The sequence below is a fragment of the Liquorilactobacillus aquaticus DSM 21051 genome (genome assembly GCF_001436755.1).
Lineage (GTDB): Bacteria > Bacillota > Bacilli > Lactobacillales > Lactobacillaceae > Liquorilactobacillus > Liquorilactobacillus aquaticus.
The window spans coordinates 37,335-48,626 of sequence record NZ_AYZD01000035.1; the positions used below are offsets into that span (position 1 = coordinate 37,335).

The 11,292-nt window shown below is 33.9% G+C and carries 5 protein-coding genes and 1 pseudogene; all 6 read left to right on the forward strand.

The window, feature by feature from the left end:
* The first annotated feature begins 178 nt into the window (after positions 1-178).
* On the forward strand, positions 179-1,159 hold the full coding sequence (locus tag FC19_RS11205; RefSeq protein ID WP_201782338.1) for a hypothetical protein: 981 nt from the start codon (positions 179-181) through the stop codon (positions 1,157-1,159).
* Between the two features lie 327 nt (positions 1,160-1,486).
* Positions 1,487-2,452, forward strand: a pseudogene (locus FC19_RS11210) (IS30 family transposase).
* Between the two features lie 212 nt (positions 2,453-2,664).
* Positions 2,665-3,684, forward strand: a complete 1,020-nt coding sequence (locus tag FC19_RS11215) for an acyltransferase (RefSeq protein ID WP_057877021.1) — start codon at positions 2,665-2,667, stop codon at positions 3,682-3,684.
* Positions 3,685-3,787: 103 nt separating this feature from the next.
* The gene (locus tag FC19_RS11220) at positions 3,788-5,206 is read left to right on the forward strand and encodes an oligosaccharide flippase family protein (protein ID WP_057877022.1); all 1,419 of its coding nucleotides are present in this window, start codon (positions 3,788-3,790) and stop codon (positions 5,204-5,206) included.
* 31 nt (positions 5,207-5,237) lie between these two features.
* Positions 5,238-6,350 (forward strand): UDP-galactopyranose mutase, encoded by a 1,113-nt coding sequence (gene glf / locus FC19_RS11225; RefSeq protein WP_057877023.1) that lies wholly within the window; start codon positions 5,238-5,240, stop codon positions 6,348-6,350.
* 758 nt (positions 6,351-7,108) lie between these two features.
* A partial coding sequence (locus tag FC19_RS11230; protein WP_169790478.1) for a KxYKxGKxW signal peptide domain-containing protein occupies positions 7,109-11,292 on the forward strand: 4,184 nt, incomplete at its 3' end.

Sequence of the window (11,292 nt, forward strand, 5' to 3'; positions counted from 1 at the left end):
GACTTATTTATCCTTTTCAATATTCAGTAGATCATTTTACTATAAGTACTTTTATGCAGGGCATATATTTACATATATAGTAATGTTTTGTTTTTTATTACTTCTATTAAAAGAGCTGATAGCAAGCCAAATTACCTTGAGGGAGATTCTTAGTTTTTTGATATGCCTATTTATGTTTATGATTATTAGACATTGGAATAATACACCTATTGCAGCATTGCCTATATTTATATTTTCTGGAAGGAATGTTAATTTAGAAAGAGTTTTAAAGGCTGCGATTGTTACTTCCTTAGCTAGTTTGGTAGTAATTATTTTAAGTGCTAAACTCGGAATAATTACTGACCATGTTGGAGTTTCACAATTTAGAATAAGACACTACCTTGGATTCACCTATATCTTATTTCCCTCTGCTATTTTTTTTAATATTACTGCTATGATTATATATATTTATAAAGATAAGCTAAAACTAACATTATTGATGTTGCTTTTGTTAGGAAACTACTATTTTTATGTGATGACAAGATCAAATTTATCTTTTTATTTGGCAGTTGTCTTGATTATTTTGTCTTTTTTTGCAAGAAAAAATAATTTTAAAAGTCATTTTGCTTTCTTAAGCTGTTTTTCGTATATAATTTTCTTTGTTATCTCATATTTAATAATTAGAAATTATTCTCCTTCGAATTTATGGATGTATCATTTGAATTTAATTTTAGAAAATAGAATTGCTTTGGGTCAAGAATCATTAGATTTGTTTGGAATACATTTGTTCGGCTCTGATGTACAGTGGCAGGGATTTGGCTTGGACTTTAACAATGGTGTAGTGCCAATTGGAAATTATTTATATGTCGATAACTTCTATATTAATATCTTACAACAATATGGTATAATCTACACTTTTTTGTTTATCCTATTTTTGACAATTCTACTTTTTAAAAGTTATAAAAAGAAAAATTATTATATGGTTATCATACTTTCAATGTTTGCAATTCATGGATTAATAGACGATTTAATGGACACATTATATTACAATACTTTTTTGCTTGCCATAGGAACTGCGTTGTTTAAAACTACAGATATGAAGCAAAAAAGTATAGTGAAGGTAGTTAATAAGTTAAAGGTTGAAAAAGAAAATAAAACTGAAAAGAAATTACGAAATTGACTTTATAAGGATAATTGCTTATTTTCAATAGTTGCTTTACACAATTTTATAAAATATCTAGATGGCTCTTCAGATGTTTCAAGTATTGTTAGAATAATTATGAGAATTATATACTTATCTGTTAAGTCGGCAATGTATTTTTTATGATAAATGGTTTTAACTATATGTTTGGCGCATGTGTTATATAATGGGCGGAGTTATTGGGGAATTTAGAGGAAATGATACTATATTTATTAATAGTCGTCGTTTGTAAAATTAAGTTAGAAATTAAAAAGCCATTTGTGGTAGACTTTTGAATATCCTTAATCAAAAGAGAGGTAACCACAAATGACCTATAAATATCTTACTACACGTGAATTAACCTTCATATACAATTTTTGGAAACAAGACATTAAAGCTTATCAAGCCGCTAAAGCTCTTAAACGTTCCAGCGAAACCGTTTATCGTGTTTATCGGTTTCTAGATGCTGGTAATTCAATTAGTCAATTTCCAGGAAATCATCAAATTAATAAAACTCATTGTGGTCGGAAATTAATTGAATTACCAGAAGATGAAACCAAATACATTGAACAGAAACTCTCATTGGGTTGGACCCCTGATACGATTATTGGTTGAGCTGAGATGCAGATTAGTTGTAGTATGAGAACCTTATACCGACTTTTTCAAAGAGGTGTTTTCAATGTGAAATTATTGCCAATGAAAGGTAAAAGACACCCAAATGGTTACGTTGAACGACGTGGTAAAGCTGGTCGACTTGGCAGAAGTATTTACCAACGCTATCAGGATTATCCTCATTTTCAACATGATTTTTGTCATTTAGAGGCGGACACCGTCCAAGGCAAAGCACACCAAGGTGCAGTTATTACCTTAGTTGAGTGGTTCTCCAAAGTTGAAATTATTTTAAACATCCAACAAAAATCGACTGAATGCGTTAATAAACACCTTAATCAATGGTTGTCCCAACAACTAAAACACCTTTTCAAATTAATTACTTTTGATAATGGTAAAGAATTCACTGGTTGGAAAGAAATCGCAAATAAATATGATATTAGTACTTATTTTGCCGAAGTCAGGGCTCCTAACCAAACATGGGTTAAACGAAAATAACAATGGACTAATTAGACGAGATGGTCTCAAAAAGAGCATGGATTTTCGCAACTTACCAAATGCCTTAGTTCAACAAGTAAGCAGCTGCGTAATCATATTCCCAGAAAATCATTGAATTACAAAACACCAATTGAGGTATTCATGAAAAACATCACAGATAAACAGTTATGTTATTTCCTAACTTAATTTGACATTTCAAGAGTTTAAAAAATTAAAATAAGATTTTATGAATCATGTTGTATATGATTTTTATCTTAAAGATATATGAGTAACTTTTTTACGGAATACAATTATGTAAATATTATTTTAGTAGTTAGTGTGTCATTAATATTTACAACTTTTTCCTGTGGGAAAAAACTATGAGTTGTAGATTTTACATAGGATAGTGGATTTTTAAAATGAAAAGAAATTATGGTATAGATTTGATTAAAGTTATAGCGTGTATCCAGGTTATTATGTTACACAATTTTATGAAATATTTTGATGGGGGGGGAACCCATGGTGTTAAATTGTTTTCTCAATTAGTATATTTATCTGCAACTTCAGCCATACCTTTGTTCTTTTTAGCGAATGGCTTTTTTGTGTTAAATAAAAGTAATTTAAATCTTCTTTATTGGTTAAATAAGACAAAAAAAATAATTCTTGTAATGTTTATTTGGTTGTTTTTATATAGCTTGAAAGATTTAATTAAAGATCACTCCTTTACTTTCTTTAGGTATGTTAAAGGCACGATTGTTGAGGGAATACCTTTAACTAGTACGTTCATACACTTTTGGTTTTTTTGGTCCTTGATAATAGTACTTTTTTTTGCTCCGCTGTTGGCTAAAATTTTGAAGAACAAGGTTTCATTGTATATTTTATTAGTTCTACTTCTTTTAATTTCCTGTATAATTATCAATGTTTTTAGTTATTTAAACGGCAAGCCAGTTGACTCATGGATTTATCAACCTTTTCGTCTATATAATTGGTTAATGTATTACATGTTAGGTGGGTTGATAGGAAAGTTTAGATATAGAATAGAAAAAATAATAAATAAATACGGGAAAATGTTTTTTCTTAGTTCATTTACGATATACATACTGTTTGTTGTAGTGTGTTTTATTTTAAAGGGTTGTATGGGGTCGCCATACACAGAATACAATTATACAAATATTCTTTTAATAATCAGTGTATCAATGATGTTTTCATTTTTTGCATGTAAAAAAGATTTTTATAATCATAAAATTTATAAAACTCAGTCTTTAACGATGGGAATATACATAATTCACCCGTTTGTCCTAAAGAAAGTTTATTCGTTGTTTCCATATCCAACTATTTTAGGCAGTTTAGCTGTTTTTTCTATTTCTCTATTTGTATGTTTAATAATTGTTTTTATAATGAAACATATCAAATATATCAGCAAACTTGTGGAGCTTTAGTGATAAACATAAACGTCTATGATTTCATGTAAATTGACAATTGAAAGATATGTGTAAGTTGGTTGTACAGCATTGTTCAAAACTAACAAATTAAGGAGATTTTATGCAAGTCATTAAAAACTATCTTTACAATGTCAGTTACAATTTATTAACAATAATTTTACCGATTTTTACGATACCATATATTACTAGAGTATTGAATCCACGAGAGGTTGGGATAAATTCGGCTACTAATTCTGTCATTACATATTTTTTGTTGGCGGGAACTTTAGGAATTACTATTTATGGTAATCGGGAAATAGCTACTAAAAGAGATGATCACACAGCAAGATCACAGACCTTTTGGGAAATAGAATTTTTGCAAATTACTACCATTGCCGTCTCTTATATAGCTTTCTTGCTATATTTAGCGCTTCAGCATGAGTTTCGCATCTATTTCTTTTATCAGTCTTTTTGGATTATCGCGGGAGCTTTTGATATTTCCTGGTTTTTTATGGGAATGGAAAACTTTAAAAAGACAGTGGTCAGAAATATGTTGGTTAAAGTAATATCAGCTTGTTTGATTTTTACCTGTGTGAAATCACCAGATGATTTAGGGATTTATATACTGATTCTTTCTCTTTCTCAATTGATTGGAAATATAACACTCTGGCCGTATTTACCTAAGTTCATAAGGAAACCGATTTTTAGCAAATTGCATCCTTTACGGCATTTGCGCCCGACTTTGACATTATTTATCCCACAAGTTGCTATTTTGATTTATGTTTCTTTAAATAAAACGATGCTTTGGAAGCTTGATTCTGTCACTGCGTCAGGTTTCTATGACTATACTGATAAGATCACTAAGATAGCTCTTTCAGTTGTTACTTCTTTAGGAACCGTTTTATTACCTCGTATGTCGCATCTATATGGAAAGAAACAGTTTGATAAGATCAAATCTTACTTAATTAATTCTTCAAGTGCAATGTTGTTTATGGGGACTGCGTTAGCATTTGGTATTAGTGCAATTTCAAATAGTATTGTACATAAATTCTTGACGGTCAAATACCAACTGGTGGGAACATTGCTCATGATAGAAGCACCTGTCTTGATATTGATAGCTCTTAGCAATTTGGTTGGGCAGCAGTACCTACTTCCATTAAGAAGAACTAAGCAGTATACCAAATCGGTTACTTTAGGAGCTGTTACGAATATTGTGTTGAATATACCGTTGATATTATTGTTAGGCGTTAAAGGCTCAATGATATCTACGGTTGTCTCCGAGGCTGTTGTCACAGGTTATCAGTTGTGGGTTATCCGCAATGACATAGATGTTGTACGTTTGTTTGATGGTTTTTATAAATATGTAATAGCGGGTGTTTGCATGTTCGCAATAGTTTTCTATTTGGACAATTATTTAGTTCCAAGTTATCCGCATATGGCGCTTGAGATTCTAATAGGGGCTGTTGTTTATTGTTTAGTTAATTTTATTTTGAGAGCACCAGTAGTCAAACTGGCAAAAGAATTTTTGGCAACAAGGTAAGTTGTTGTTATTAAAAATATGGGGTGAAGAAATGAAAAATTATTTAGTAGTAGGTGCGGGTTTATTCGGAGCAACATTTGCTTATGAAGCGGCTAAACGCGGACATCAGGTTAAAGTAATTGAGAAAAGGAATCATATTGCTGGTAATATCTATACTAAGGAAGTTTCTGGTATTCAGGTTCACCAATACGGCGCACATATTTTTCATACTAATAAAAAGGAAATCTGGGACTATGTTCATCAGTTTGCGGAATTCAACCGTTATACCAATACGCCAGTTGCTAATTATCATGGTGAAATCTACAACTTACCATTCAATATGAATACCTTTAATAAGTTATGGGGCGTGGTGACACCGCAAGAAGCGCTAGCGAAGATTGATGAACAGCGAGCAGTGCTAAAAGGAAAGAAACCAGAAAACTTAGAAGAGCAGGCTATTTCTCTAGTTGGAACTGATATCTATCAGAAGTTGATCAAGGACTACACTGAAAAACAATGGGGACGATCAGCTAAAGATTTACCTTCTTTCATTATTCGACGTTTACCAGTGCGTTTAACGTATGACAATAACTACTTCAATGATCCTTATCAAGGGATACCTATTGGTGGGTACACGCAAATTGTTGAAAAAATGCTCGCTAGTGACTTGATCACAGTTGAAACTAATACAGATTTTTTTGAACATCAGGCTGAGTATTTGAAGAATTATGACGAAGTAATATTTACTGGTATGATTGATCAATACTTTGACTACCGTTATGGAGAGTTGGAGTATCGCAGTTTGGGTTTTGAAACTGAGGAGCTGCAACAAGATAATTATCAAGGCAACGCGGTTGTCAATTATACTGATGCGCAAACTAAGTTTACAAGAATTATTGAACACAAGCACTTTGAGTTTGGTAAGGGTGACAAGAACAAGACCATTATTACACGTGAATATCCTAAAACATGGCATCGTGGTGATGAGCCTTACTACCCAGTTAATAATTCTGAAAACAATGCGTTGTACAAGAAATATAAAAAGCTTGCTGATGCTGATGCTAGCAACGTGATCTTCGGTGGTCGTTTAGGTCAATACCGCTATTACAATATGGATCAAGTTATTGGAGCAGCATTAGTTACGGTTAAGAATGTCCTGGACTAAGAGGGAAGATATACTAATTCTCTAATCAATGAGGAGTCTGATTATTAATTAGACTTTTTGGGGGCTGTAAAATTTCTGGTATTGGTAACCACCAATGCCATTTTTTTGTGTCTTATTCCAATATAAAGGGACTGTAATAAAGTGTAAGAAAAAGGCAGTATAAAATTGCCTAATTTCTTACATTTTTTTATATTCATTTAATATAGTTGAAGAATTAAGTTTAGAAATACGTAATTATGGTCACGAAAAGATGGATAGACTCGCAGTTGATCATAAAAAAATTTAACACATCATCATTTTGATCATTATTTTCTTTCATTTATGTATGGTGCTGATCTACTTTTTCATTACCATCTTTTAAAAGTCAAGGATAAATCATATAAACTATCAAAAATGACAAACTAAATCAACATTTGCATACAACTTTTTCCGTTTTTTTTACATCATTTTTAAGTCGTTCTTGAGAGATGAGTTGTAAGAATTAAGATTATACGTTTTTTTATTAAAACACTGAAGAAAAATTTGATATGTCCTCAGTCGACTGTATGAATTAAAATGATAGATAGTTTTGCACTGTAGTTGTACTTAAAAAACATTTTATGAGCCTTAATATTTGAATGCTCTTTTGACTTATTATGTATAATATATTACGTCTTTTTTTAAATAATGTTCCCAATTTTGGGAAAAATGATAGTTAACAGTCCTTTTTGTGGCACGATATATTTGTGCACTGGTTTATTAGAAAGGGGACTTCAGAAATGCCTGGATCAAAAGGTAATCAAAAAAGAAACATGTACAGGCTTTTACGTGAAAATGAAAAAGTACATTACAAGATGTACAAAGACGGTAAACAATGGATGTTTGCCGGCATGGCTCTTTTAGGGGGAGTTTTGGGAGCGAATATTGGAATTAGGCCAGCACATGCTGACACAGTTAGTTCTACAGCTAACACTAGTAAGCAATTGGATGATAAAGTGTTGGCTAACAATGATTCAGCTACTATTCCTTCTACTTCTACCAGTACATCGACTGTTTCAAGTACAAGTACTAATGATAACCAAACAAAATTAGCTGAAACATCGACAAGTATGAGCTTAGCTTTGTCAACTTCTACTTCAAATTCATTATCGGAGAGTACTAGTGGCTCAGTTTCACTCTCTACTAGTAATTCCACTGTATATTCAACTTCGGAAAGTACTAGTGAGTCTAATTCGATTTCTAATAAGAAATCTTCAGCTGATTCCAAAACTGAGCCAACAAAAGATAGTCAGGCTTCGACAGATAGTACTGCAGGTAATACGAGCACATCTGGAGATTCACAAGCAACTAATGATAGTGTTGCTTCAAACAATAGTACATCAAATAATAGTACTTTAAGTAATAGCACTTCAAACAATAGTACATCAAATAATAGTACTTTAAGTAATAGCACTTCAAACAACAGTACTTCGAATAATAGTGTTTTAAATAATAGCACTTCAAACAACAGTACTTCGAATAATAGTGCTTTAAGTAATAGCACTTTAAATAACATCACTTCAAACAACAGTACTTCGAATAATAGCACTTTAAATAACAGCGCTCTAAACAATAGTGCTTTAAACAGCAGCACCTCCAATAATAGTACTTCAAGTAGTAGCGGTAGTGCTGCTACTGAACAAAGTATATATAATCAGGTTGCAAAGGCTGTTCCTTCAGATACGGTCATCGCTGTTGATACGAATGCTAAAACAATCAGCTTAGGGGCAACCGGTACTTCTGCAAGCACACCATTGTTGGAAGCAGTAAGTAAAATTGGTGAAGCAAATGGGTTAGCAGTCAATCTTGTTAGTCTAGATGCAAATGGTAATCTGACAAGTTTGCCAGTAGCCAGTGATCCAGATTCAGGTAGAAATGATTTTAATAATGATGTAACTAATCCTTCAAAAGAAAATACACCAACTTCAGTTACAGTTGCAACTCCTGATCAAGTTACCAATGATGCAACTTACTATGCTACTGCAGTCGCGAACGGAACTGAAGCAGATGTAAGTACGTATGACCAATTGCGTCTTGCATGGGCCAATTCTAATATTGCATATATTAAAGTCACTGCAAATATTGCTTATGCTTCAGGGAATACTGCAATGTCGTATCGTGCTAATGGAGCTAGCGTTATTATCAATGGGAATGGGCACACTATTGATTTAGGTACCCAAAATTTGGGCTTTTTATCAAATTCAACTGCAACAACTGTTACCTTGAATAATGCTACCTTTGAACAAGGGTTTGCTGTCAATGATGGGAATGGTTATTCCTTGATCTATTCTGGCAACGGAAGTCAGTTAACAGTGAATACAAATAATATAACTTTGACTTCTAGTGCATCTAATGGGAATAACCCAATTCACTTAATGTATGGCGTTGGTTCAAAAGTTGTATTTTCTGGTAAGAACATTTTTAATATTTCAAATGAAATTACGCGTAGTGTTGGTAGCATTAATATTGCTAACAATTCAAGTGTTACTTTAAATCGAACCTCTAATGATATTGGCTTTTCGGAATTTTATTTTGAAACGATAGCTCCTACTGGAAGTGTTGGCTATGGTAATACCTTGACAATGGGTGATGGATCTTCCAATGCCGCATATTCCTATAATAATAGAACTGAGTCTTTCCCGGCTATGTACTTGTTTATTGGTGGGGTAACTGCTGGTGACAATGTTAGCTGGACCCAAACCGGTTTTCAGTATTTTATTAATGGTACACAGGTTGGTTACTATCCAAACGCAACATTTGCTTTTGGTCAAAACTTTAAATTATCTGCCCCTATTACCACTATGCCAGGAGCAATTACTGTAGGCAATAACCAAAAGGTTATATTTAATGCGGGGACGACTATGGATATTCAGCAGAGATATAATGCGGCTATTCTTCAAATCAATGGTTCTGCATCCGTTACATTTATATCTCCTAAGTCGCTACATTTAGCAATTCAAAATTCCACTGGTGCGGCCGTATCAACTACAGCTGGTATTGTTGCAGGTACTGGAACATTGACAATGAATAATTCAAATATTGCAACTTGGACGGGAACGAATTCTAGTACAACAAAGCCAGCTGGAGATGCATCTGCTAAGTTTGTAAATTTGAAATATACAAATGGAACAACAACTCTTACTGATTCAAGTGGAAATTCAGCTAGTTCAACCATATTGAGTAGAACAACCCGTGAATTACAAACTCTTGCATTGCCAGTAGGAACCATTAATGTGCAATATGTTGACCAGTATGGAAATGTTATAAAAACTGTTCCGGTTGATTTAGATAATGACGCATATATTGGTGAATATATTTCATTGATTAATGAACTTTATGCTAATACAGATATGCCAGGTTATTATATGTGGGCAATCGGAAACCAGGTTCCCACATCAGCAAAAACTGATGCTCAAAGTGGCGGAGATTCAACTACTACTGCAGATAATGGCGATTCATATGGGCAAGCGAATATTGCGGTAGTACCAATGCAAGACCAGACATATAATTATAAGATCTATGTTTATGGTGTGGCTAACAATAACGTTACCTATCAATATGTAGATGCAATCACTGGCAAAGTTATTACTGTTAGTGGTGACAATGCTGGTAAAGAAGCAGCAGGGACAAATAATGTACCTGCGAACTATGGAAATACAATCGATTGGACAAGTTCTTACTATACAAATACGAATGTACCAACAGGATACCATTATGCAACCGGTTCTGAGTTAAATGGAAATGTACAGCCAACAAATTTGAAGGTTGGGACAGCAGCATCTAATACTAAGATATATTTGGTATCTGATAGTTATGCATCTGAATCCACTTCCGCGTCAATTTCAACATCAACAAGTAGTTCTCTATCGAATAGTGCGTCAACATCATCAAGCTTGAGTACAAGCGGCTCATTATCAAATAGTGCCTCGACATCTGCAAGCTTAAGTACAAGTGGCTCCTTATCAGATAGTAGCTCAATTTCTGCAAGTTTGAGTACAAGTGATTCATTGTCGAACAGCGCATCAACCTCTACAAGCTTGAGTACAAGCGATTCGTTGTCAAATAGTGGCTCAATTTCATCAAGTTTGAGCACAAGCGGATCATTGTCGAACAGTGCGTCAACTTCATCAAGTTTGAGCACGAGTGATTCGTTATCAGATAGTGGCTCAACTTCATCAAGCTTGAGTACGAGTGGTTCGTTATCAAATAGTGGTTCGACTTCTGCAAGTTTGAGCACAAGCGGATCATTATCAAATAGTGGTTCGACTTCTGCAAGTTTGAGCACAAGTGGCTCGTTATCAAATAGTGCCTCGACTTCTGCAAGCTTAAGTACGAGTGGTTCATTATCAAATAGTGTCTCAACCTCAGGAAGCTTAAGCACGAGTGATTCGTTATCAGATAGTACCTCAACATCATCAAGTTTGAGCACAAGCGGATCGTTATCAGATAGTACCTCAACATCATCAAGTTTGAGTACAAGCGGATCATTGTCGAACAGTGCGTCAACCTCCGCAAGCTTGAGTACAAGTGATTCGTTATCAGATAGTGGTTCAACTTCCGCAAGCTTGAGCACAAGTGGTTCATTATCAGATAGTGGTTCAACTTCTACAAGTTTGAGTACAAGCGGTTCGTTATCGAACAGTGCCTCAACATCATCAAGCTTGAGTACAAGTGGTTCGTTATCGAACAGTGCCTCAACCTCCGCAAGCTTAAGTACGAGTGGTTCGTTATCAGATAGTAGCTCAATTTCTGCAAGTTTGAGTACAAGTGATTCATTGTCGAACAGCGCATCAACCTCTACAAGCTTGAGTACAAGCGATTCGTTGTCAAATAGTGGCTCAATTTCTGCAAGTTTGAGTACAAGTGATTCATTGTCGAACAGTGCGTCAACTTCATCAAGCTTGAGCACAAGTGGCTCGTTATC